Here is a 24,461-nt window from a genome sequence, read left to right as displayed (position 1 = left end):
GTGAGGAGTGATTCGGCGTGGGTTGGACGTTCACCCCGGACGAGTTCGCCCACGTCTGGCGGGAAACAGCGGTGGATCGTCACCCGTACCCGCTGCGCATCCTGGAGACGCCGCGCACCGAACACGAGGCCGAGGCGCTTCGCGCGCAGCTGAACCAGCGCCTGCCGCTCGGCGCCGACCCTGATCTGTCGGCTTGCCTGCGAATCCTCGCCGAACCGCACACCAGGATCGTCGCCATCGGCGGCGCGCACACCCCGAACACCGAACTGCGCCTGCTGGCCTGCACGGTGTACGACCGCGCGGTGCTCGCCGTCCAGGAACCCGGCGCCCGCGCCGATTTCGGCGGCCGCGTGCGCATCTCGATCGGGCACGCGAGCAAGCTCGGCAGCCGCATCGCCACGCTGCTGCCGAGAACACCCGCCGGGCGCGAACCCGCCCGCGCCGCCACCGCCGCCGCGGTCCGCGACACCGAGACCGTCGTCGCCGCCCAGCCCGCCGCGACCCTCATCCGCAGGCTGTTGCTCAAGCCGCACACCGCCGAGGGACACCTGCGCATCGAAGCGCGGCTGGACCGGGACGAACCAGTCCCCGCGATCCACTACACCTGGATCGATGTCCAGGGCGACGGGCGTTATCTGATCAAAGCAGGCGACACGGTGCACATCGTGCCTGCCTCGCCGGAGCAGATCGCCACACAACTCCAGAAACGCATTCCGGCACAGGCCAGGTGAGCGGTCGCCGCGGGTTCGTCCGGCGGCGCATGTTAGGCATACCTTCGTCTTCGCTGCGGTTTTCGACGGACTCCGTCCGGCGGCACCCATTAGGCTTAGGCGGACCGACCGATCAACGGGGGTGCGCATGACGATCGAGAGCAGCCGAGCCGATATAGCGCGGTTCAAGCAGGAAGCGCAGACAGGCACCGTCAAGTTCGACCCGGACGCCGCGCGGCGGTGCGCCGAGATGTACGAGAATCAGGCCGACCGGCTGATCTATCTGCAGCAACGGCTCGAATCCGTAGCCGAACTACAAGGATTCGGCGGCTTCGTCTCCGCGCAGCAACTACAGGCAGGCTTCGGACACAAAGCACGCGACGCGGCGGCACTGCTCGACCACTACATCGAGGCCGCCTACCGCATGAAGGAGGCGTTCCTGATCAGCGCCGGACTCTACGAAGAAGCCGACGCCGCCAACGCGGCCGCGCTGCGCGCGGTGGAAACGAGGCTGCCCCGATGACCGGCACCGACCCCACCTACATCAACTCGATGGAGCACTTCGAGTCGATACCGCACGAGGAGATCTACGCCAAGACCCAGCAGATCGACGCCGGTGAGATCCTGCGCGCGTCGGTCACCTGGCTCGAGGTCGCCGCCGCGCTGGCCACATCGATGCCGCTCACCCGCGGCGGGGCTGATCGCGTCATGAACGGCATGGAATGGGAGGGCGCGGCCGCGAGCGCCGCCTATGCGAGCACCCGCAGCTTCGCTTCCTCCGTCGACGAACTCAGCGCCGTGATGGGACAGGTCGGCGCGCGGCTCGGCGGCGTGGCGGCGGCGGCCGAAGCGGTCAAGCTGGCAGTCGTGCCGCCCGGCAGCTCCGGACCGATCGGCGCCATCGCGCAACTGCTCGAGGCGGCGAACGTCATCGACGCGCAGATGGCGCAGGAAGCGCTGCGGCAGGAAGCCGTGCTCGCGATGAACATGGTGTACAAGCCCGCCTACACGATGGCAGGCAACGGCGTCCCCGCACTGCCGGAACCGCCTGTGCTGTCCGCCGTTCCGGATGCCGGGGTGATCCCGCAGTCGTCGAACGGATCCGCGGGGTACGGGGCACCGGGCAGCGAAGCTCCCGAAGGGACGGAAAGCGTTCCGCCGGAGTCGGATTCGCAGCCGGAACCGCCCATCGATTCGGTACCCGATCCGTCGGCCCCGGAATCGCGGACGCCGACCCCCGACGCACCGCCTTCCCAAGACGTGCCACCGCCGACTCAGGAGGCCCCGGCACCGCCGACCACCGAGGCACCGCCGCCTACCCAAGACGTGCCACCGCCGACTCAGGAGGCCCCGGCACCGCCGACCACCGAGGCACCGCCGCCTACCCAAGACACGCCACCGCCTACCCAGGACATCCCGGCCCCGCCGACCCAGGACGCACCAGCGCCCACGCAAGAGGCTCCAGCACCGCCACCCACTCTCGACGCGCCACCAACCCAGGAAACTCCGGCACCGCCGACCCAGAACCCGCCGTCGCCTACCCAAGAGGCTCCGGTGCCGCCGCCGATCCACGAGCCGCCTACTCAGGACGTCCCACCCCCTACCCAGGAAGCCCCGGCACCGCCACCAACCCAGGCGCCACCGACCCTGGACACACCCCCGCCCGCCCAAGAGCCCCCGGCACCGCAAGCCCCGCCGACCCAGGACATTCCTGCCCCGCCGCCCACCCAGGCACCGCCTCCGCAGGAACCCCCGGCTCCGCCGACCCAGCAGGCACCCCCGCCTCCCCACCACACACCCGCTCCGCCACCCACCCAGGAGGCTCCGCCGCCACCCGCCCCACCATCCGGCGAAACCCAGCCGCTCCCCGACCTGGGCGGCCAACCCGGCGTCACCGGCCCCATCCCCGAAGCCCAAAACCAGGGCTCCTCCCACACCGACCAACCCGGCGTGGTCCCCCAATCCGGTGCAACCAGCTAACACACCGGAACCCCCAGAGCCTCGCCCCTTTCGCACTCCTCGCCCACACCACAACACCGCGAGGAGTGCAGAGGTATGCGAGCTGCATGTGGCCCTACCAGCACCAATTCGGCGCTAAGCCCCACTGCGGCAAGCGGTTTCGCGCGGCCACGCACACCGCTCGCATGCCTGACACACGCCACGCCGCGAAGAGTCCGATATGCGCCATGGTCGGCAGACCAGATCCTAGGCGGCGCTGACCTGCTGCGGCACGCACGTGGTTCGCACAGTCGCGCACATGGCGCCCCTACTCCTCGCAGACCCTCCGCACTCCTCGCACACGCCGCAACCCCTGCGAGGAGTGCAGACGGTATGCGAGGCGCGTGACGCTGACGGCAGTACCAGCGCGGCGCCAGGCCAACTGCGGCAGGCAGTTTCGCGCGGCCTTGCACACCGCTCGTACTCCTCGCAGACATTTCGCACCGCCAGGCACACGCCACACCCGCGAGGGGTACAGACAGATCCGCTGTGCATGGCGCTGACAGCAGTGCCAGCGCGGCGCTAGGCGAACTGCGACAATCGGTTTCGCGCCGCCTCGAACACGCTCGTACATGCCGTAACCGCTGCGAAGAGTGCGGTATGCGCCATGGTCGGCAGACGAGAACCTCGGCTGCTACGCCATCTGCGGCACGCGGTTTCGCCCGGTCCCGCACAGCGGTGTACACCTCACACGCGCACAGCATTGCGAAGAGCGCAGCCTCACCCAGCACCAACGCGCAACTGGGCTGCGGTACGCGGTCCGGCCTACCGCTGCTGCTCCTCGCAGACCCTCCGTGCTCCTCGCACACGGCGGAACCCCTTGCGAGGAGTACAGATAGGTATACGACGCGCGTGACGCTGACGGCAGTGCCAGCACGGCGCTAAGCCGCCTGCGACAGGCGATTTCGCGCAGCCTCGTACACCGCTTCGCACTCCTCGTACACGCTACAAGCGCCGCGCGGGGTACGGACGGTTCCGATACCCATTGCGCTGACGGCAGCACCGGCACGCGCTAGACCAACTGCGGCAGGCAGTTTCGCGCGGCCTCGTACACCGCTCGTACTCCTCGCAGACATCTCGCACCGCTAGCACACGCCACAAGACCCACGAGGGGTAGAGACAGTATCCGATGCGTATGGCGCTGACACGCAGTACCAGCACGGGCTAAACCAACTGCGACAATCGGTTTCGCGCGGCCTCGTACACCGCCCCAAGCCCCGCGGGGGTGCAGGCGGTATCCGATGCGCGTGACTCTGACGCCAGTACCGTTGCGGCGCTGGGCTGTTGCGATACGCACAGCGTCGCATACGCCCCGCACAGCCGGTGGGTGGATGAGGGATGCGCGCCGGGCGGGGTGGCCCAGGGGGAGGGTTCAGGCTTTGACCAAGTCGTCGGCGTGAATTACCGGGCGTTGCATGGTGTCCGGGAGTTCGGTGGTGGAGCGGCCAAGCATGGTGGAGAGTTCGGTGCTGTCGTATTCAACGACGCCGCGGGCGATCAGGCGGTGATCGGCCGAGAGGAGGTCGACCACGTCGCCGCCGTAGAAGCGGCCTCGGACGGCGGTGATGCCCGCGGCGAGCAGGGAGCGGCGGCGTTGGGCGACGGCCTGGACGGCGCCGTCGTCGAGGACCAGGGCGCCGCGGCTGTCGGCCGCATGGCGGACCCAGAATTTGCGGGCCGACAGGCGGACCGGGCGGGCGGCGAAGGCGGTGCCGACGGTGCCGGAGGCGAGTGCGATGGCGGCCTCCTCGGCGGCGGCGAGCAGGACGGGGACGCCCGCGTCGGCGGCCAGCCGCGCGGCGGAGAGCTTGGAGGCCATGCCGCCGGTGCCGAGCGCGCCACCGCTGCCCGCGATGACGCCGTCCAGATCGGCGCTGCTGCGGACCTCGGGGATGAACTTCGCGGCGCCCTTGCGCGGATCGCCGTCGTAGAGGCCTTCCACGTCGGAGAGCAAGATCAGGGCATCGGCACCGACCAGGTGCGCGACGAGGGCCGCGAGCCGGTCGTTGTCGCCGAACCTGATCTCCTCGGTGGCGACCGTGTCGTTCTCGTTCACCACCGCGACCGCGCCGAGCGAACGCAGCCGGTCCAGGGTGCGCTGGGCATTGCGGTGGTGCTCGCGGCGGGAGAAATCATCGGCGCTGAGCAGCACCTGCCCGACGGTGCGGCCGTAGCGTGCGAAGGAGGTGCCCCACGCGTGCGCCAGCGCCAGCTGACCGACGCTCGCCGCCGCCTGCTTTGTCGCCAGATCCCTTGGGCGGCTGGACAACCCGAGCGGAGCGATACCCGCGCCGATGGCGCCGGACGAGACGACGACGACGTCCGAACCCGCGCGCATGCGGGCCTCGACGGCGTCGGCGAGACGGTCCAACCGCGTCGTGTCCAGACCGCCCTTCAGGCTGGTCAAGGCCGACGAGCCGATCTTCACCACGACACGGCGCGCCGAGGCGATCGCCTGCCGCGCCTCACTGAGCCCGCCGGGCGACACCGCGTCCGCTAGCTCCGAATTCACCTGCGTCACAACTGAACTCCCTGTACCGCAACCGAAAGTGCTGTCCGGCCTACCACACCGGCCGTCCCGCCGCCGGACGGTAGAAACCGTTCGGCGGCGGCGCTTTTCACGACCGGTCCTCGTCCTCCGTGACCAGGCCGCGGCGCACCCGCGAGGCGTGCTTGCGCTCGGCGGCGCCGACCCGGTCGCTCTGCTCCAAACGAACATCGGTGCCGCGACCGGTCGGCACGCGATCGATACCCGCCGAGATCTGCGGCTCCCAGTCGAAGCTGACGTCGCCGATGGTGACCGGGGCGCCCGGTTCGGCGCCGAGGCGCACCAGCTCGTCCTCGACGCCGAGGCGGGCCAGCCGGTCGGCCAGGTAGCCGACGGCCTCGTCGTTGTCGAACTGGGTCTGCCGCACCCAGCGCTCCGGGCGCGTGCCGCGCACGATGAAGCCGCCCGGCTCCTCCGGATCGGCGATCACGCTGAAGCCGGACTCGTCCACCGCGATCGGCCGGATCACCGGACGCTTCGGCGCGGCCTTCGGGTGCGCCTCGCGGTATTCGCGCACCAGGTCGGCGAGCGCGAAGGTCAAGGGGCGCAAGCCCGCTCGGCTCACGGCGGAGATCTCGAAGACCGGCCAGCCGCGCTCGGTGAACTCGGCCGTCACCATCTCGGCCAGCTCGGCGGCGTCGGGGACGTCGGTCTTGTTCAGGATCACCACGCGGGGGCGATCGGCCAGATCACCGAGACCGGCGTCGGCGGCGAGCGCGGGCTTGTACGCGGCCAGCTCGGCCTCGAGCGCGTCGACGTCGGAGACGGGGTCGCGGCCCGGTTCGAGGGTCGCGCAGTCGACGACGTGCGCGAGTACCGCGCAGCGCTCCAGGTGGCGCAGGAAGTCCAGGCCGAGACCGCGGCCCTCACTGGCGCCGGGGATCAGGCCGGGCACGTCGGCGATGGTGAAGGTGGTGTCGCCGCTGGCCACCACGCCGAGGTTCGGAACGAGCGTGGTGAACGGGTAGTCGGCGATCTTCGGCTTGGCCGCGGAGAGCACCGAGACCAGCGAGGACTTGCCCGCCGACGGAAAGCCGACCAGACCGACGTCGGCGACCGACTTCAGTTCCAGGACGAGATCGAGCTCCTCGCCGTCCTCGCCGAGCAGCGCGAAACCGGGCGCCTTGCGCGCCTTCGACGCCAGCGACGCGTTGCCGAGACCGCCGCGTCCGCCGCGGGCGGCGATGTAACGGTTGCCCACGCCGACCAGGTCGGCCAGGATCTCGCCGTCCTTGCCCAGCACGACGGTGCCGTCCGGCACCTTCAACAAGAGGTCGCCGCCGGTCTTGCCGTCCCGGTTGCCGCCCTCGCCGGGCTTGCCGTTACCAGCCTTGGCGTGCGGGTGGAAGTGGAAGTCCAGCAGGGTGTGCACGTTGCCGTCGACCTCGAGGACGACGTCGCCGCCGTTGCCGCCATTGCCGCCGTCCGGTCCGCCGAGCGGCTTGAACTTCTCGCGGTGCACCGACGCGCACCCATGACCGCCCTTTCCGGCACGCACGTACAGCACGACACGGTCGATGAATTTCGACATGGGTCGAATCATCCTCCTTCTGGGCTGGTCGTTCTTCGAGGGCTCGCGCGGATTCTTCGGCGCTCGCCGCCATGAGAACGCGAAAAGCGGGTCAGGGTGACGTACCCTGACCCGCTCGGCTTTGTCTGGATCGGCTAGGCGGTCAGGCCTGAACCGGCTCCGGGACGACGATGTTGACGGTTTTGCGGCCACGCTTGGTGCCGAACTGGACCGCGCCCGCCTCGAGGGCGAACAGGGTGTCGTCACCGCCACGACCGACGTTCACGCCGGGGTGGAAGTGGGTGCCACGCTGACGCACCAGGATCTCGCCTGCCTTGACGGTCTGGCCGCCGAAGCGCTTGACGCCGAGTCGCTGGGCGTTGGAATCGCGTCCGTTCCGGGAGCTGGACGCGCCCTTCTTGTGTGCCATAGCTGAGTCTCCTCGGGATGTCTTACTTGATGCCGGTGACCTTCAGGACCGTCAGCGGCTGACGGTGACCCTGGCGCTTGTGGTAGCCGGTCTTGTTCTTGAACTTGTGAATGCGGATCTTGGGGCCCTTGGTCTGCTCGACCAGCTCCGCGGTCACCGAACGCTCGGCCAGCTTGGCCGCGTCGGTGGTCAGTTCGGCGCCGTCCACCACGAGGACGGGCGAGAGCTCGACGGCGGAACCCGGCGCACCCTCGATCTTTTCGACCTTCACCAGGTCACCGACCGCGACCTTGTACTGCTTTCCGCCGGTCTTGACGATCGCGTACGTTGCCATCGGTCGGCTTCCTCCACTCGATGTCTTCTCGTGCTTCATTCACGCCACAGGTCGCGACGTGAATTGTCTTGGCTGGTTGCCGCACGGGGCGCATACCTCGCTGCGTCAAGCAGCTTCGGGCGCATCGCCAGGCAGCGACCGTCCAAGGCTACCAGACCCCCGGTCTACGACCCAATTCGGCGGCTGGCACCCGCTCGGCAACCCGGTCACGCGCGGATTTCACCGAGCTGTCCGACGCCCGAACGGATTCGGCCGGTCGCCCCTCTCGGGTCCGACCGGCCGAATCACCACACTCGCTCAGCTGGGCGAATCGACCGGCGGGCCTGCGGGACGGCCGACGGCCCTGCGGCGCGGACGCCCACGCTGCGGCAGTTCGACCGGCTCGGGCTGCTGCGAATAGTCGACCGCGGGCGCGCCGCCCTGGTCGGCGCTGGACAGCACGAACACGGCTCCGGCGCTGTCGGCCGCGGGCGCGGCCGCCGAACGCGCCACCCGACGACGGCGAGGCACCTGCCGGGGCTCCGGTTCACCGTTGGCAACCGCTCGATCGGCGGCGGCGACAGCGGCTTCCGCGACCGCCACCTCCTCCCGCACCGACGGCGCGGGCTCCTCCGTCACCGAAACCCGAGCGACCTCCGCCGGCGCCGTCACGACGGCTTCGACCTGCTCCTCCAGCGCCTCGGCGACCTGCTCGGCCACCTTCTCGACCTCGGCCTCCTCGGCGACCACCGCTTCCGCGACGGCCTCCTCGGCCACGACCGCGACGGCTTCCTCGGTCACCGCTTCGACCTCGGCGACCGCCTCGGCCCACGGCTCGACCTCGGTGGCCTCCTCGGCAACCGCCTCCTGTGCGGCAGCCACGGCGTCGGCCACATTCGCCGCCACCGCATCGGCATCGGTCGCGACGACCTCGGCCTCGGCGACTGCCTCCGCGCCCTGCTCGGCATCGGCGTTGTGCGCGGCCATGGCCAGCGCCACCGGATGCGCCCGCTTGACGGCGGCCTCTTCCTCGGCCGCCTCGCTCGGCGGCGGCGTGCCGTTGGTGGCGGCCGCGGGAGCCGCGCTCTTGTCCCGGCCGCGCCGACGACGCGAGCCGCCCTCGCGACGGGCCGAGGTGTCCTCGGCGGGCGTGAGCTCCACCGGGTAGGTGTGCACCAGGATGCCGCGGCCGTGGCAGTGCTCGCAGGTAGTCGAGAACGCCTCGACCAGCCCGGTGCCCAGCTTCTTACGGGTCATCTGGACCAGGCCGAGCGAGGTCACCTCGGACACCTGGTGCCTGGTGCGGTCCCGGCCGAGCGCCTCGGTCAGGCGGCGCAGCACCAGGTCGCGGTTCGACTCGAGCACCATGTCGATGAAGTCGACGACGATCATGCCGCCGATGTCGCGCAGCCGCATCTGGCGCACGATCTCCTCGGCCGCCTCCAGGTTGTTCCTGGTGACGGTCTCCTCCAGGTTGCTGTTGCCCGACCCGGTGAACTTGCCGGTGTTGACGTCGATGACGGTCATGGCCTCGGTGCGGTCGATCACCAGGGTGCCGCCGGAGGGCAGCCACACCTTGCGATCGAGCGCCTTGGCCAGCTGCTCGTCGATGCGGAAGGTCTCGAAGACGTCCACGCCGTTGTTGTCGTGCCGGGAGACCCGCGCGAGCAGGTCGGGCGCGACGGTGCGGATGTAGCTCTCGACCGTGCTCCACGCCCGGTCGCCCTCGATGACCAGCCGCGAGAAGTCCTCGTTGAACAGGTCGCGGATGACCTTGACCAGGAGATCGGGCTCCTCGTACAGCGTCTTCGGCGCGCCGCCGTCCTTGTTCGCCTGCTTCTCGATGGAGCGCCACGTGGTCTGCAACCGTTCCACGTCGCGGGCCAGCTCGGCCTCGCTGACGCCCTCGGAGGCGGTGCGGATGATCACGCCCGCGTCGGCGGGCACGATGTCGCGCAGGATCTCCTTGAGGCGCTTGCGCTCGGTATCGGGCAGCTTGCGGCTGATGCCGGTGGAGGTGCCGCCGGGCACGTACACCAGGAAGCGACCGGCCAGGCTGATCTGGGTGGTCAGCCGGGCGCCCTTGTGCCCGACCGGGTCCTTGGACACCTGGACGAGCACCTGATCGCCGGGCTTGAGCGCCTGCTCGATCTTGCGCTCCTTGCCGCCGAGCCCGGCGGCCTCCCAGTTCACCTCGCCCGCGTACAGCACGCCGTTGCGGCCGCGGCCGATGTCGACGAACGCCGCCTCCATGCTGGGCAGCACGTTCTGCACCTTGCCGAGGTAGACGTTGCCGACCATGGAGGCCTGGCCGGTGTTGGTGACGAAGTGCTCGACGACGATGTTGTCCTCGAGCACCGCGACCTGGGTGGCGGCCGGGTGTTCGGGGAACGACTTCTCGCGCACCACCATCACCCTGTCCACCGCCTCGCGGCGGGCCAGGAACTCCGACTCGGTCAGGATCGGCGGGCGGCGGCGACCGGCCTCGCGACCGTCGCGGCGACGCTGACGCTTCGCCTCGAGGCGGGTGGAGCCGGTGATGCCCTGCACCTCGTCCGAGGCGGCCCGGCCGCGGCTCTTGGCGCGCGGCTCGCGCTCGTGCACGACAGTGTTCGGCGGGTCGTCGTCGGCGGGCTCGGCTTCGCCCTCACCGCCGACCTTGCGGCGGCGGCGACGACGGCGACGACGGCTCGCGCCCTCGGGCACCGCGTCCTCGGTCTCGCTGTCGGCGTCGCCCTCTTCGGTCGCCTCGGCGGCTTCCGCGCCCTCGGCGGTCTCGGCGGCGGACTCGTCCTCGGTGTCGGACTCGGACTGATCGCCCTCGTCGCCCTCGGTGTCGGAGTCGCCGTGCTGCTCGCCGCGGCCACGGCCGCGACCGCGCCTGCCACGTCGGCGACGGCGCGGCTGGCCTTCACCGTCGCCATGCTGCTCGGCGCTGTCCTGCTCGTCCTCGGTGGTCTCGGGTTCCTCCTCGACGACCTCCTGCGCGACGACCTCCTGAGTGGCGGCCTCCTCGGCGCGCTTGGCCTCGCGCTCGGCACGGCGCTGCTTGCGCATCTGCTCGGCGGCCGCCGCGTCGGGCGACAGGAACAGCGGCGCAGCGATGGAGGGCGCCTCGAAGACCGACGGCGCCGCGACCTGCGGCTCGCCGGGTTCGGCGTGGGTGAACAGCTGCGTCGGCTCGGCGCTCGCCGTCGATAGTCCCGTGTGCACCGGATCCGGGGCGGAGAAGAGCAGCCCGCTCGGCTGTGCGGCCTCGGGCTTCTCGGGCTCCGGCGCTGCCGCCTCCGCCGCCTCGGGCTCGGCGGTAGGCGGTTCGGCTGTCGCGGGGGGAGTCGCCGCATCGGGTTCGGCGGCGCCGAGCGCGTCGCGCACCGACTCCGCGACCGCCCGGTCGACGTTGGATTGCGCGCTGCGCGCGTCGGCACCCAGCTCGGTGAGTTTGGCCAGGATGCGCTTGCTCGTCACTCCCAGCCGCTTGGCAAGCGCGTGAACTCGGATTCGCTCCGGCAATTGATCGGCATCCTGTGATGTTGTTTCCAGCGGCTCTTGATCGGCCACGAAGTCTCCTCGGGCCCCCGGGCGCGTCCCTCCCGGTACGGAGTGACGCGGCCAACGCGGGGGACGCTGTCCGTACACCTCACGCCGTCGACGCGAGGTCCTGTGGTCTCGCCCCGCGTGCCCGGTTGTCACCTGGTTCTTCGTCTTCGGGCTAACTGGTCACGCGGCGCCTGGCTGTTGGCTGAACTCCGCGGAAACGAGCGCTCATCCAGCGTGCCTGCGCGGACCGCCACACCCTCAGCAACCGGGCGCGATTGTCCGTGGCAGCGATGATCGGCATCGAACCGCGGTGTCATCCGGTCGTCATCGCAACCGACCATTCGCGTACCTGCGCGAACTGTCGGTGTCGTTGACGACCACTGCCAGTATCCCACATCGTGCGCCCATGGTTCGCCATCGGCGCGTGAGCGGCCCGATGCCCCGGGTTTGCCGCATCGGCACGACCCGGCGTGACAAGGGATGATGTGATGCGCGAGCCCGCGCGGGTCTTGCCGCGCCGGTGCGGCGCGGCGAGTGTGCGGTGGAACTCAGGCGGGGAACTCGGGGAACCAGAGCCCGATCTCGCGCTTGGCCGACTCCGGGGAGTCCGAGCCGTGCACGAGGTTGTACTGGGTCTCGAGGGCGAAGTCGCCACGGATGCTGCCCGGCACGGCCTTCTCCACGGGGTCGGTGCCGCCGGCGATCTGCCGGAACGCGGCGATGGCGCGCGGGCCCTCCAGGACTGCGGCCACGACCGGGCCGGAGGTGATGAACTCGATCAAGGAGCCGAAGAACGGCTTCTCGGCATGCTCGGCGTAGTGCTCCCCGGCCAGTTCCCCGGACACCTGCTTCAGCTCCAGGGCCACGATCTTCAGGCCCTTGCGCTCGATACGGGCCAGCACCTCGCCGACCAGGCCACGGGCCACGCCGTCCGGCTTGATGAGTACCAACGTCTGCTCAGTCACGGCGCACAGCCTAATTGACCCCGCCGCCCACTACCGAACCAGCATCGGCCGCGATGCTCCCGGCCGCGTTCGATCCGCGTCGGCTCGACGAATTCGCAGCCGATTCCGGATCGCTACCGGTTCATCCGCTGACTGGGCAGCAGCCCCTGGTCCATCCGTCGCTTGACCTCGGAGCGCAGTATCAGGATGAACGCCCAGACGGCCGCGAAGAGCACGCCGATGATGCCGATGGACAGGTGGATGAACACACCGAGGATCACCAGGACCTGGAGGCCGAGGTTGAACGGCAGCGCCCAGGACCGGCGTTGCAGGCCCGCGCCGAGAATCATCAGCAGCGCGAGAATCACCAGGTAGCTGCCGGACAACCAGCTGACGCCACCGCCGACGTCGGCGACCACCGGCAGCGCGAGCAGCACCACGATGGACTCCAGGATCAGCGTGCCCGCCATGACGCCGCGCAGGCCCTTCCACGGATCGGGCGCGGCGGCCGCGCTCGTGCCGGGTTGCTCGGCGGCGGCCGCGTCCTCGCGGCGCTCGCTGGGCTCACTCATGCCGTGCTCACCGGCCCCTTCGTGGATGTCGCATGCTGGATTCCCCGTTCACGCGGGGTCCTTTCCGAACAGTGCCCGGGCCGCGCCCGCGGTGACCACCGAGCCGGTGACGACGACGCCTGCGCCCGAGACGGCTTCGACCGGGTCGCCGACCTCCTCGGCGATGGCGATCGCGGTCTCCAGCGCGTCGGGCAGCGTGTCGGCGGTGACCACGCGTTCGTCGCCGAACCGCTGCACCGCCAGATTCGCCAGGCTGTCGATGTCCATGGCGCGCGGCGAACCGTTGGTGGTGACGACGATCTCGTCGAACACCGGCTCCAGCGCCTCGAGAATGCCCGCGGCGTCCTTGTCGCCGAGCACGGCGACGACGCCGACCAGCTTGCGGAAGTCGAACTCCTCGCCGAGGGTGGCGGCGAGCGCTCGCGCGCCCGCCGGGTTGTGCGCGGCGTCGATGAAGATGGTCGGCGCGCTGCGCATCCGCTCCATACGGCCTGGGCTGGTGACCGAAGCGAACCCGGCGCGCACGGCGTCGATGTCGAGCTGACGCTCCGAGCCCGCGCCGAAGAACGCCTCGACCGCGGCCAGCGCGAGCACCGCGTTGCGGGCCTGGTGCTCACCGTGCAGCGGCAGGAAGATCTCGTCGTACACCCCGCCGAGACCCTGCAACTCGAGCTGCTGACCGCCGACGGCGACGCGACGCGCCAGCACCCGGAACTCCGCGCCCTCACGGGCCACCGCGGCGTCCACCTCGACGGCCCGGCGCAGCAGCACCTCCATCGCCTCGGGCTCCTGCTGCGCGATCACCGCGACGTTGTCGCGCGGGACCAGGCTCTCCGGAGCGCGTTTGATGATTCCGGCCTTCTCCCCCGCGATGGCGGCGAGGTCGGGGCCGAGGTAGTCGACGTGGTCCAGTCCGATCGGGGTGATCACCGCGACTTGGCCGTCGATCACATTGGTGGCGTCCCAGGTGCCGCCCATGCCGGTCTCCACGATCGCCACGTCGACAGGGGCCTCCGCGAACGCGGCGTAGGCCATGCCGGTGAGCACCTCGAACTTGCTCATCGCCGGACCGCCGGCCGCGGCGGACTGCGCGTCGATCATCTCGACGCAGGGCTGTAGCTCGCGGTAGGTCTCGACGTACTTGGCCGGGCTGATCGGCGCGTTGTCGATGCTGATCCGCTCGGTGGCCAGTTGCAGGTGCGGGCTGGTGATGCGGCCTGTCCGCCGGTGCAGCGCGGTGAGCAGGGCGTCGATCATGCGGGTGACCGAGGTCTTGCCGTTGGTGCCCGCGATGTGGATCGCCGGATAGCTCTGCTGCGGGGAGCCGAGCAGATCCATCAGGGTGGCGATGCGGGTGAGCGAGGGCTCGATCTTGGTCTCCGGCCAGCGCTGGTCGAGTTCCGCCTCGACCAGCGCCATCTCGGCGAGCTCCACCGGCGATGGCCCCGACCCGAGCCGGGTGCCGCCGCTGTCATCGCGGTACTGCCGCTCCGGCTCGTCGTTCATTTGACTGCCAGTTCCGCGAGCCGCGCCCCGATGCGGTCCACCTCGGCGGCGGCGACATCGCGACGGTTCTTGATCTTGGCCACCACCGGTTCCGGGGCCTTGGCCAGGAACGCCTCGTTACCGAGCTTGGCCTCGGTGCCCGCCAGCTCCTTCTCCGCGGCGGCCAGGTCCTTCTCCAGGCGGCGGCGTTCGGCGTCCAGGTCGACCGCGCCCGAGGTGTCCAGTTCGACGGTCACCGTCGCGCCGCTCAGCCGCACCTCCACCGAGGCGGTGGCGGCGAACGCGGCGCCGGGCGCGGTGAGCCGGGCCAGGTTGGCGACCGACGGCTCCAGCCCGGTGAGGTCGGCCTGCTCCAGGCCGATCAGCTTGGCCGCCACCTTCTGCTTGTCGGCCAGGCCCTGATCGCTGCGGAACCGGCGGATCTCGGTGATCAACCGCTGAGCGTCCGAAACACGCTGTGCCGCACCGGTGTCGGCGGCGATCCCGCTGACCTGCGGCCAGGCCGCGATCACCACGGACTCGCCGCCGGTGAGCGCCTGCCACAGCTCCTCGGTGACGAACGGGATCACCGGGTGCAGCAGCCGCAGCACCGAGTCCAGCACGTTGCCGAGCACGATCCTGGTCGTGGCCGCCCGCTCCTCGGATTCGGCGAACTGCACCTTGGCCAGCTCCAGGTACCAGTCGCACAGCTCGTCCCAGGCGAAGTGGTACAGCGCCTCGCACGCCTTGCCGAACTCGTAGGCGTCGAAGGCCGAATCCACCTCGGCCAGAACCTGATCCAGGCGATCCAGGATCCAGCGGTCGGCGTCGGTGAGCGCCGCGCGGTCGGGAAGCGCACCGGGCTCGGCGCCGTTCATGAGCGCGAACTTGGTGGCGTTGAACAGCTTGGTGACGAAGCTGCGCGAGGCCAGCGCGTGCGGCTCGCCGACGGACAGGTCGCCGCCGGGCTGGGCGCCGCGAGCCAAGGTGAAGCGCAGCGCGTCCGCGCCATAGCCCTTGATCCAGTCCAGCGGGTCGATGCCGTTGCCGCGCGACTTCGACATCTTCTTGCCGAACTGGTCGCGGATCAGGCCGTGCAGGAAGACGTCCTTGAACGGCACCTGCACCGCGCCGGAGGTCTTGCCCGCGACGATGGCCGGATCCTCGGAGACGAACATGCCGAACATCATCATTCTGGCCACCCAGAAGAAGAGGATGTCGTAGCCGGTGACCAGCACGCTGGTCGGATAGAACTTCGCCAGCTCCGGCGTCGCGTCGGGCCAGCCCATCGTGGAGAACGGCCACAGGCCGGAGGAGAACCAGGTATCGAGCACGTCCGGGTCCTGCACCCAGCCTTCGGGGGCGGTCTCGTCCGGGCCGACGCAGATCACTTCGCCCTCGGGGCCGTACCAGATCGGGATACGGTGGCCCCACCACAGCTGACGCGAGATGGTCCAGTCGTGCATGTTGTCGACCCACTCGAACCAGCGCGGCTCCTGGCTGGCCGGGTGGATGACGGTGTCCCCGTTGCGGACCGCGTCGCCCGCGGCCTTGGCCAGCGACTCCACCTTGACCCACCACTGCATGGAGAGCCTGGGCTCGATGGGCTCGCCGGTGCGCTCGGAATGGCCGACGCTGTGCAGGTACGGACGCTTCTCCGCGACGACACGACCTTCCGCGGCGAGCCGCTCGCGGACCTTGACGCGGGCCTCGAAACGGTCCATCCCGTCGAGTTCGGTTCCGGTGTTCGCGATCCGGCCGCGCTCGTCCATGATCGTCGGCATCGGCAGGTTGTGCCGCAGGCCGATCTCGAAGTCGTTCGGGTCGTGCGCGGGCGTGATCTTCACGGCGCCGGAGCCGAACTCGGGGTCGACGTAGTCGTCGGCCACGATCGGGATCTGGCGGCCGGTGATCGGGTGCTCCAGGGTGGAGCCGATCAGCGCCTGGTAGCGCGGGTCCTCCGGGTGCACCGCGACCGCGGTGTCGCCGAGCATCGTCTCCACCCGGGTGGTCGCCACGATGACGTGCGGTTCGTCGTCGTTCAACGAGCCGTAGCGCAGCGAGATCAGCTCGCCCGCGACTTCCTCGTGCTTGACCTCGATGTCGGAGATGGCGGTGCGCAGCTCGGGCGACCAGTTCACCAGGCGCTCGGCGCGGTAGATGAGGCCCGCGTCGTAGAGGCGCTTGAAGATGGTCTGCACGGCCCGCGAGAGGCCCTCGTCCATGGTGAAGCGGTCGCGGCTCCAGTCGATGCCGTCGCCGAGGGCGCGCATCTGCCACTGGATGGCGCCGCCGGACTCGCGCTTCCAGTCCCAGACCTTCTCGACGAACAGTTCGCGGCCGAAGTCTTCCTTGGTCTTGCCGTCGACGGCGAGTTGCTTCTCCACCACGGTCTGGGTCGCGATGCCCGCGTGGTCCATGCCGGGTAGCCACAGCACCTCGTAGCCCTGCATCCGCTTGCGGCGGGCGAGGGTGTCCATCAGGGTGTGGTCGAGGGCGTGGCCCATGTGCAGGGTGCCGGTGACATTCGGCGGCGGCAGCACGATGGAGTACGCGGGCTTGCCGCTCGCGGTGTCGGCCTGGAAGTACCCAGCCGCTACCCAGCGCTCGTACGTCTCGGTCTCCACGACGCTGGGGTCCCAGCTCTTGGGGAGGGCATCGGCACGATTACGCGAGTTGTCAGGGGCTGCGCTGGTCACTCCGTGATTCTAGGGGTTGGCTCGACATGGCCTCGCCGCCTCCCCGCAGCCCGCGCTCCACGGCGCGACCGGGGTGCGGAAACGAAAGGAGGCGGAGCCTTCGGTGGATGAGGGACACCGAACACTCCGCCTACGCCTCACAGCTTACCGGCGATCCAGAGGGCGACCCTGAATACACAAGTAATTCTCAGCTTCCGCCGACGTCATCACCGGGTCCGCCGCATCCGCCAGGACGCGCGGCGCCGACTCCTGTTCGACCAGGTCGCCGTTGATCGCGATGGCGGCCGCCGATCCCGCGCCCGCGGCGGAGATCACCTGGGCGCCCGGGTCGGCGACATTGCCCGCCGCCCAGACCCCGGGCACGCTGGTCCGCCCGCGCGCGTCGGTGACGACCCAGCCGTCCGGGCCCGTCTCGCACCCGAGCGCGGTCAGCACGTCGCCGTTGGGCACGAACGTCGGCGCGACGAACACCGCGGACCGCGGCACCGCGCGTCCGTCGGCCAGCTCCACACCGCGCAGCCTGCCGTCCTCGACCGCCAACCGCGCGACCTCGCCGGTCACGACGCGCACGCCTCGCGCGGCGAGCCGATCCAGCTCGTCGCGGCTTGGCTCCATCGTGTGCGGGAAGAACGTCACGTCGGCCGACCACTGCGGCAGCAGCAGCGCGACGTGCACGGCCCTGGCCACCGCACCGGGTTCGGTGCCGCCGAGCACGCCGAGCGGTCGATCGCGCACCTCGTAGCCGTGGCAGTACGGGCAGTGCAGGACGTCCGCGCCCCAGCGCTCGCGCACACCGGGCAGGTCGGGCAGCACGTCGCGCAGTCCGGTGGCGATGAGCACGCGGCGGGCCGTCAGCTGTCCGCCCGACGCGAGGTGGAGCGTGAATTCGCCGGTGTCACGGTTTCTTTCGGCGCCGGTGACGTCGTCGTCGTCGAGCAGCTCGCCACCGTATCCAGCCACCTCGGCGGCGCCGGTCGCCAGCAACTCGGCGGGCGGCAGGCCGTCCCGGGACAGGAAGCCGTGCATGTGCTGGGCGGGCGCGTTGCGCGGCGCGCCGCCCTTGACCACCGCGACTCGCCGCCGCGCCCTGCTCAACACCAGCGCCGCCGACAGCCCCGCCGCGCCGCCGCCGACGACGACCACGTCATAGGTCGCCCGCTCCGTGTTCTGTTCGCTCATGCCTCCACCTCGCTGACGCTCGGCTCCGGCATGCGCGAAGCGCGCTGGCACATGATTCGCTCACTCCGTTCGCTCATGCCTCCACCTCGCAGACGCTCGGCTCCGGCATGCGCGAAGCGCGCTGGCACATGATTCGTTGTCTCCGTTCACTCATGCGCGATCACCTCCGCGTTCAGGCTGCCGGTCGTGGCCCGATACCGGCAACGAAATTTGCCGTTTCCGGGAAAGGGGCGTGCACTGGGGACATGTATGACCAACCGGGCATCATGCGGGCGCTCGCCGACATCGGCCCCAGGCTGAAGGCGCTGCGCACCCACCGCTCCCTCACCCTGACGGCGCTGTCGGCGACCACCGGCATCTCCAAGAGCACGCTGTCGCGGCTGGAATCCGGGCAGCGCAAGGCGAGCCTGGAGTTGCTGCTGCCCATCGCGATGGCGTTGCAGGTGCCGCTGGACGAGCTCGTGGCGGCGCCCAAGATCGCGGACCCGCGCGTGCACGCCACACCGCGGCAGGTCGACGGATACACCGTGCTGCCGCTGACCGCACGCCCCGGCCCGCTGCAAGCGTTCAAGATGATCCTCCCGCCCGAGCGCAAGGACCCCGATCCCCGCGTGCACGAGGGTTACGAATGGTTGTACGTGCTCTCCGGCAGGCTGCGGTTGATCCTCGGCGAACACGACCTGATCATGGGCCCCGGCGAGACCGCGGAATTCGATACACGGCAACCGCATTGGTTCGGCAGCGCCGGGCGCGGTCCGGTCGAGATCCTGAGTCTGTTCGGCAGCCAGGGCGAGCGCATGCATGTGCGAGCGAGGCCGCGCCGCAGCGCGCGGTGAGTTGCCAGGGCGCGCCGGGAAAGCCGGCCGGTCGGCGACGAATCATCCATTCGCCGCTGGAATCTCAGGGTTTTCCCGGTTGCCGAATCGGACCGGACTAGGGAGTCTGGAAGGGGTGAACCCCCCGCTCGATGCTCTACCCCTGTACTCCCCCGAGCCGCGCTTCCCGCTGGCCGCCGCCTGCACGGTGACGCCGGTCGGCGTGCACGACATGCGCGGCCAGACGGTCGACGAATTGCGTTACCCCCCAACGGCGGCACTGATCTTCGCCGGAGTGCCGGGCGCGGGCAAGAGCACGGCGTTGCGGAGGTTCTTCGGCGCGGACGCCACGGCCGAGACGCCGCTCAGCGGGCCGTCCGGTTCGATCGTCCTGGATTCGCAGCACGCGCGGAACCGCTGGCGGCACCGGCTCGGCTGGCTCCCCTATCCGCTGTGGCGTCCGGTCGTGCACGTCGTGCACTACGCGAGCATCCGGGCGGCGCTGCGCGACGCCGACGGCCCGGTGGTGATCCACGACTGCGGCACCTTCGGCTGGAGCCGCAGGATGATCGCGCGCTGGGCGGCCGGCTACCGCAGGGACCTGCACGTAATCATGCTCGACGTGCCTGCGACGGTGGCCAGGGCCGGACAGTATGCCCGCGGCCGCCGCATCAACGGGATGTTCTTCACCCTGCACTGCCGCCGCTGGGACCGCTTGATCCGCGAGCTCGACACCGGCGACCGCGCCGCGCCCGCTCCGTCCTCCTCCGTCGTCATCGTGGACCGTTCCACCGTCAATCGCCTGTCCCGCGTCGCGTTCGACGGGTGAGCGCGCTCAGGGCACCAGGACCGTCAGCGCCGCGGGCACCGCGCGCAACGTGATGGGCAACATCCCGGCCGGTTCGCCGTCCGCGGTGGCGGGCGCGCCCGGTGCGGTGAGAGTGACCGCGGCGGCGCGATATTGCGCGACGGCCGGATGATCGATGCGCTTGCCCGCCGACAGCGCGGGCAGCAAGCGCAGCATCTCCAGTCGCGACACTGCGCCGACCACCGTGAGATCGAGCAGCCCGTCGTCCATCTCGGCGTCGGGGCAGATCAACATGCCGCCGCCATAGGTGCGGGTGTTGCCCACCGCGACCATCACCGCGTCGGTCTCGATCACGCCGTCGCCCGGCGGATTGTCCACCGCGCCTTCGGCGATGCCGGACAGTGCGATCCGATAGGGCACGGTGAAACCACCGGTGATCTCGGCCAGCGCCGCGACGGTGTAGCGGAGCCTGCCCTTGGGCCAGCGCATGTCGTTCGCGCGCAACGTCACCCGCGCGTCGAAACCGGTGCCCGTGACGGTCGCGAACCACATCGGGGTGGCATCCGGTGCGTCCGACTCGATCCGGCCGAGGTCCATCACCGCGGTGCGCCCCGCGAGCACCACGTCGACCGCGGCCGCCGGGTCGTCGGTGGGGACGCCGAGCGCCCGCGCCAGATCGTTGCCCGTGCCGCTCGGCACCAAGCCGAGCGGCACGCCGGTCTGCGCGACGGCCTCGAGAATCACACAGATCAGGCCGTCGCCGCCGACGCACACCACCGCGTCGGGGCGAGCGGCCGGATCCGGATTCGCCAGCGAATCACGGACCAGCCGAACGGATTCGGCGGCCGAAGGCGCGCGGATCTCGGTGACCTCGACGCCGCGCTCGGCGAGCCGTGCGATGGCCACCGTCGCGGTGTCGTGTCCTTTGCCCGCGCCGGACAACCGGTTCGTGACGACCAGTGCGGAGCGGATGCTGCTCGACGCCTCGCGGCTCATCAGATCAGTTTCCCAGGGTTCATGATGCCCGCGGGGTCCAATTCCCGTTTCACCGCGCGCAGCACCCGGATGCCGAGCTCACCGACCTCGGTGGGCAACCAGGGCCGGTGGTCGGCGCCGACCGCGTGGTGGTGGGTGATCGTGCCGCCCGCGGCCATGATCGCGTCGCCCACCGCGCGTTTGGCGGTCTGCCACTGCGCGATCGGGTCGTCGAGTTGCTTGGCGACGACGGTGAAGTACAGCGAAGCGCCGGTCGGATAGGTGTGCGAGATGTGGCACATCACCAGTGCGGGCGTGCCCTGCGCGCCGAGCGAATCGGTCAGCGCCGCGGTCGTCTTCGCCTTCAGCTCGGCGATATTGGACCAGGTCGTCGCGGTCTCCAATGTCTCGCACAGCACCCCGACATCGAGCAGCGCGTCACGCATGTAGGGCGCGGCGAACCGGCCGTGCTCCCATTCGCGGGCCGCCTGCTCGCCGAGCGCGGTGCCGCCCGAAGCCGCCAGCAACGCGGTCGCCTCGGCCGAGCGCGACGCGACGTGCTCCGCGCTGCCCTCGAAGGTGGTGATGGCCAGGCAGCCCGACACCGCCTGGCCGCCGACGTCACCCGAGCGGGCCAGGTTCAGTCCGGTCTCGGCCTCGTCGGAGAGCCGGAGCACCGTCGGAGCCGCGCCCGCCTGCACCACGGCGCGCAGCGCGGCCGCGCCGGTGGCGAAGTCGGGGAACGACCACGCCTGGTAGGCGGTGGTTTCCGGGAGCGGATGCACGCGCAGCGTGACCTCCGTGATCACGCCGAGCGCGCCCTCCGAGCCGACGAACAGCTCGCGCAGGTCCGGCCCTGCGGCGGAGGCGGGCGCGCGCCCCAACTCCAGCGAGCCGGTCGGCGTCGCGATCCTGAGTCGCTGCACCATGTCGTCGAACCGGCCGTATCCCGCCGAGGCCTGGCCGGAGGATCTGGTGGCCGCGAAGCCGCCGATGCTGGCGAATTCGAAGCTCTGCGGGAAGTGGCCGAGCGAAAGTCCTTGCGCGGCGAGCAGTTCCTCGGCCCGCGGTCCGGTGAGGCCCGCGCCGAGGGTCGCCGTGCCGCTCACCGGGTCGACATCGCTGATCCCGTCGATGCGGCGCAGGTCGAGGGCGATGACGGTGTCGAATTGCCCGCGCACCGGATCCACGCCGCCGACCACGCTGGTGCCACCGCCGAAGGGCACCACCGCGATTCCGTGCTCGGCGCAGTAGGCCAGTACCGCGAGCACCTGCTCGTGGTCGGCGGGAAAGACGATGGCGTCGGGGGCGTCCTGCGGGCCCTCGGCGCGGCGGCGCAGCAGATCGAGGGTGCTCTTGCCGCCCGCGTGCCGCAGTCGATCGTGATGGTCGGCCGACACATTGTCCGCACCGACCACCGCGACCAACCCGTCCCGCTGCGCCGGCGTCAACGCCGACGCGCGGAGTGGCACATCACCCTCATCGCGGCGCGCCACCGGTTCGCCGGACACTCCGAAGACCTGCGCGAGCAGACCGCGGATCTGCGCCGAAAGCGGCTTGTGTCCGGCCGGGATACCCCAGGCGTCCCACACCATACTCGGTACCCGCGCGTGTGCGCCCGGCTTTGCCGCGGGCTCGGAATGCCCGCCTGCCTGCTGCGTCTCGACCATGCGTTACAGTTTGACATATACTGTCAAGCAGTAACTATCGTCCCGCACTCAGCCCGGTGGTGATTCCCGTGACCGATGACCCGGACGCCGAACTTTCGGCCATCGACCTGGCGATCTTCGACGCCGCACGCGCCTGCGTCCAAGAGTTCGGGGTACGCCGGACCACGCTCACCGAGGTCGCGCGCCGCGCGGGCGTCAGCAGGCCGACCGTATACCGCCGCTGGTCCGACACCGGCGCGCTGGTCGCCGAGCTGTTGGTTCGCGAACTGCGCGGCATTCTCACCGCCGCGATGCCCGACGCGGGCCCGGCGCGGACGCGGCTGGTCGAGGGCGTGGTCGAGGGCGCGGGGATGGTGCGCTCGAACCCATTGTTCGGCAAGATCTTTCGCACCGACACCGACCTGATGCTCACCTATGTCTTCGGCAGGCTCGGCCGCAATCAGCGCATCCTCGTCGAACTGTTCGCCGCCGGGATCAGGGACGGCCAGAACGACGGCTCCATCCGGCCCGGCGATCCCGTCCAGCTGGCCACCATGATGCTGCTCATCGTGCAGTCGGCGGTGCAATCCGCGGGCACTGTCGCGGGGTTGCTGCCCGCCCCCGAGCTGGACACCGAACTGGCCCGCGCCATCGACGGCTACCTCCGCCCCGGCGACCCCGAATGACGAAAGGCTGTGCCATGACCGACAATCCGGCGACCCGAGGGGATTCCGCGCTCGATGCCGAGCGCCGCGCGCGCGAGCTGCGCGCCCTCGGCGACGGCGGCGAGATCGACGTGCTGGTGATCGGCGGCGGCGTCACCGGCGCGGGCGCCGCGCTGGACGCCGCCGCGCGCGGACTGCGCACCGTGCTGGTGGAACGGCACGACCTGGCGTTCGGCACCAGCCGGTGGAGTTCGAAGCTGGTGCACGGCGGTCTGCGATATCTGGCGGGCGGCCGGATCGGGATCGCGCACGAGAGCGCGGTCGAGCGCGGCATCCTGATCGGCGCCACCGCACCGCATCTGGTGCGTCCGTTGCCACAGCTGGTGCCCCTGCTGCCGAATATCGGTGCGGCGCAACAGGCATTGATCCGCGCGGGCTTCGTGGCGGGCGATGCCTTGCGGCGCGGCGCGGGCACCCCGGCCGCGACCCTGCCGCGGTCGCGACGGGTCGCCACCGCGGAGGCGCTGCGCTTGGCTCCGACCGTGCGCAGGGCGGGTCTGCGCGGTGGGCTCCAGGCCTGGGACGGGCAACTGGTGGACGACGCGCGGCTCGTCGTCGCGCTGGCTCGCACCGCGGCCGCCCAGGGCGCCACCATCCTCACCAGGGTGGAAGCCCTCGACGTGACCGGGGATTCGGCCACGCTGCGCGACACCCTTTCCGGCGAGACGCTTTCCGTGCGGGCTCGCGCGGTCGTCAACGCCACCGGCGTGTGGGCCGATCAGGTCGACTCGAGCATCGAGCTGCGTCCGAGCCGGGGCACCCACCTGGTGTTCTCGGCCGAGTCGTTCGGCGGTCTGAGCGCCTCGCTGACGGTGCCGGTGCCCGGCAGCACCAGCCGGTTCGTCTTCGCCTTCCCCGCCGCGCACGGGCGGGTGTACCTCGGCTTGACCGACGAAGACGCGCCGGGCCCGGTGCCCGACGAACCGCAGCCCACCGAGGCCGAGGTGGATTTCCTGCTCGACACCATCAACACCGTGTTGCGAGAACCGTTGACCCACGCCGATATTCGCGGCCGATACGCGGGCCTGCGTCCGCTGCTGAAGACCGGCGACGGCAGCACCGCCGACATCTCCCGCCGGCACGCGGTGCTGACCTCGCCGACCGGCGTGATCACGATCGTCGGCGGCAAGCTCACCACGTACCGCCGGATGGCCGAGGACGTCGTCGACGCGGCGGTGCGCCATGCCCGCCTCGACGCGGCGCCCTGCCCGACCAAACGTCTGCCGCTGGTCGGCGCGGTCTCCGGTGCGTCACGAGATCGCCTCGCCGCCGCCCCGCTGCTGGTGGAACGCTACGGCAGCGAAGCGCCCGCCGTCGCCGCCCTCGCCGCCCTCGACCCGGCCCTGCGCGAGCCGGTCGCCCCCGGGATGGACGTCATCGGAGCCGAATTCGCCTTCGCCCTCTCGCACGAGGGCGCACTGCACGTCGACGACCTGCTCGATCGGCGCACCCGCATCGGCCTGGTTCCGGAGGACCGCGCCGCAGCTCTGCCCGCGGCCACCACGGCGCTCGCCACGATCTGATCGACGGCGATCGGCTCCGCGCTCATCGTGTATTCCGG

At 70.6% G+C, this 24,461-nt stretch carries 19 protein-coding genes; 7 read left to right on the top strand and 12 right to left on the bottom strand.

The genetic code is table 11. The features are described 5' to 3' along the window. The first annotated feature begins 17 nt into the window (after nucleotides 1-17). From AC3ERS_RS01730 to AC3ERS_RS01720, 3 genes are all read left to right on the top strand, one after another. Nucleotides 18-731, top strand: a complete 714-nt coding sequence (locus tag AC3ERS_RS01730; RefSeq protein WP_431962710.1) for an ESX secretion-associated protein EspG — start codon at nucleotides 18-20, stop codon at nucleotides 729-731. A 127-nt stretch (nucleotides 732-858) separates the two neighbouring features. Next, entirely contained in the window at nucleotides 859-1,233 is a 375-nt protein-coding gene (locus AC3ERS_RS01725; protein WP_431962708.1) for a hypothetical protein, read from the top strand. Further along, nucleotides 1,230-2,690: a hypothetical protein gene (locus AC3ERS_RS01720; RefSeq protein ID WP_431962706.1), complete on the top strand. Its 1,461-nt coding sequence runs from the start codon at nucleotides 1,230-1,232 to the stop codon at nucleotides 2,688-2,690. The genes AC3ERS_RS01725 and AC3ERS_RS01720 overlap by 4 nt, the downstream gene beginning before the upstream one ends. Before the next feature lie 1,390 nt (nucleotides 2,691-4,080). On the opposite strand, the gene proB is transcribed toward AC3ERS_RS01720, so the two are convergent. The 10 genes from proB to AC3ERS_RS01670 form a co-directional block, all read right to left on the bottom strand. Then, nucleotides 4,081-5,196 carry a glutamate 5-kinase gene (gene proB / locus AC3ERS_RS01715; RefSeq protein WP_431963569.1) on the bottom strand — a complete coding sequence of 372 codons (1,116 nt, stop codon included), beginning with the start codon at nucleotides 5,194-5,196 and terminating at the stop codon, nucleotides 4,081-4,083. Between the two features lie 130 nt (nucleotides 5,197-5,326). Beyond that, nucleotides 5,327-6,787, bottom strand: a complete 1,461-nt coding sequence (obgE, locus tag AC3ERS_RS01710; RefSeq protein ID WP_431962704.1) for a GTPase ObgE — start codon at nucleotides 6,785-6,787, stop codon at nucleotides 5,327-5,329. Nucleotides 6,788-6,929: 142 nt separating this feature from the next. Continuing rightward, the gene (gene rpmA / locus AC3ERS_RS01705) at nucleotides 6,930-7,196 is read right to left on the bottom strand and encodes a 50S ribosomal protein L27 (protein WP_068065451.1); all 267 of its coding nucleotides are present in this window, start codon (nucleotides 7,194-7,196) and stop codon (nucleotides 6,930-6,932) included. A gap of 22 nt (nucleotides 7,197-7,218) precedes the next feature. After that, on the bottom strand, nucleotides 7,219-7,530 hold the full coding sequence (gene rplU / locus AC3ERS_RS01700) for a 50S ribosomal protein L21 (RefSeq protein WP_068065454.1): 312 nt from the start codon (nucleotides 7,528-7,530) through the stop codon (nucleotides 7,219-7,221). 297 nt (nucleotides 7,531-7,827) lie between these two features. Beyond that, complete coding sequence (locus tag AC3ERS_RS01695) at nucleotides 7,828-11,070, bottom strand: translation initiation factor IF-2 N-terminal domain-containing protein (RefSeq protein WP_431962701.1); 3,243 nt, start codon at nucleotides 11,068-11,070, stop codon at nucleotides 7,828-7,830. Between the two features lie 527 nt (nucleotides 11,071-11,597). Next, nucleotides 11,598-12,014: a nucleoside-diphosphate kinase gene (gene ndk, locus AC3ERS_RS01690; RefSeq protein ID WP_431962700.1), complete on the bottom strand. Its 417-nt coding sequence runs from the start codon at nucleotides 12,012-12,014 to the stop codon at nucleotides 11,598-11,600. Between the two features lie 113 nt (nucleotides 12,015-12,127). Further along, nucleotides 12,128-12,565, bottom strand: coding sequence for a DUF4233 domain-containing protein (locus AC3ERS_RS01685; protein ID WP_431962698.1), 438 nt, complete (start codon nucleotides 12,563-12,565; stop codon nucleotides 12,128-12,130). A 48-nt stretch (nucleotides 12,566-12,613) separates the two neighbouring features. Further along, on the bottom strand, nucleotides 12,614-14,071 hold the full coding sequence (folC, locus tag AC3ERS_RS01680; RefSeq protein ID WP_431962696.1) for a bifunctional tetrahydrofolate synthase/dihydrofolate synthase: 1,458 nt from the start codon (nucleotides 14,069-14,071) through the stop codon (nucleotides 12,614-12,616). Continuing rightward, entirely contained in the window at nucleotides 14,068-16,749 is a 2,682-nt protein-coding gene (locus AC3ERS_RS01675; protein WP_431962694.1) for a valine--tRNA ligase, read from the bottom strand. The genes folC and AC3ERS_RS01675 overlap by 4 nt, the downstream gene beginning before the upstream one ends. A gap of 144 nt (nucleotides 16,750-16,893) precedes the next feature. Continuing rightward, complete coding sequence (locus AC3ERS_RS01670) at nucleotides 16,894-17,928, bottom strand: NAD(P)/FAD-dependent oxidoreductase (RefSeq protein ID WP_431962692.1); 1,035 nt, start codon at nucleotides 17,926-17,928, stop codon at nucleotides 16,894-16,896. A 245-nt stretch (nucleotides 17,929-18,173) separates the two neighbouring features. Here AC3ERS_RS01670 and AC3ERS_RS01665 point away from each other — a divergent pair, with 245 nt between their 5' ends. Next, on the top strand, nucleotides 18,174-18,764 hold the full coding sequence (locus AC3ERS_RS01665) for a helix-turn-helix domain-containing protein (protein ID WP_431962690.1): 591 nt from the start codon (nucleotides 18,174-18,176) through the stop codon (nucleotides 18,762-18,764). Nucleotides 18,765-18,879: 115 nt separating this feature from the next. Beyond that, nucleotides 18,880-19,572 (top strand): AAA family ATPase, encoded by a 693-nt coding sequence (locus AC3ERS_RS01660; RefSeq protein WP_431962688.1) that lies wholly within the window; start codon nucleotides 18,880-18,882, stop codon nucleotides 19,570-19,572. Nucleotides 19,573-19,578: 6 nt separating this feature from the next. On the opposite strand, the gene AC3ERS_RS01655 is transcribed toward AC3ERS_RS01660, so the two are convergent. After that, nucleotides 19,579-20,547 carry a diacylglycerol kinase family protein gene (locus tag AC3ERS_RS01655; RefSeq protein WP_431962686.1) on the bottom strand — a complete coding sequence of 323 codons (969 nt, stop codon included), beginning with the start codon at nucleotides 20,545-20,547 and terminating at the stop codon, nucleotides 19,579-19,581. After that, entirely contained in the window at nucleotides 20,547-22,196 is a 1,650-nt protein-coding gene (locus tag AC3ERS_RS01650; protein ID WP_431962684.1) for an FAD-binding oxidoreductase, read from the bottom strand. Before AC3ERS_RS01650 ends, AC3ERS_RS01655 begins: the two co-directional genes overlap by 1 nt. Before the next feature lie 62 nt (nucleotides 22,197-22,258). On the opposite strand from AC3ERS_RS01650, the gene AC3ERS_RS01645 reads away from it, so the two are divergent. Next, a complete protein-coding gene (locus AC3ERS_RS01645) occupies nucleotides 22,259-22,861 on the top strand; it encodes a TetR/AcrR family transcriptional regulator (protein ID WP_431963567.1) in 603 nt (200 codons plus the stop codon). 14 nt (nucleotides 22,862-22,875) lie between these two features. Continuing rightward, nucleotides 22,876-24,423, top strand: coding sequence for a glycerol-3-phosphate dehydrogenase/oxidase (locus AC3ERS_RS01640; RefSeq protein WP_431962682.1), 1,548 nt, complete (start codon nucleotides 22,876-22,878; stop codon nucleotides 24,421-24,423). The last annotated feature ends 38 nt before the right edge of the window (nucleotides 24,424-24,461 follow it).

The organism is Nocardia sp. bgisy134, assembly GCF_057708325.1.
The sequence above is the reverse complement of the archived record's forward strand: the minus strand, read 5'-3'. Positions and strand labels throughout refer to the sequence as shown.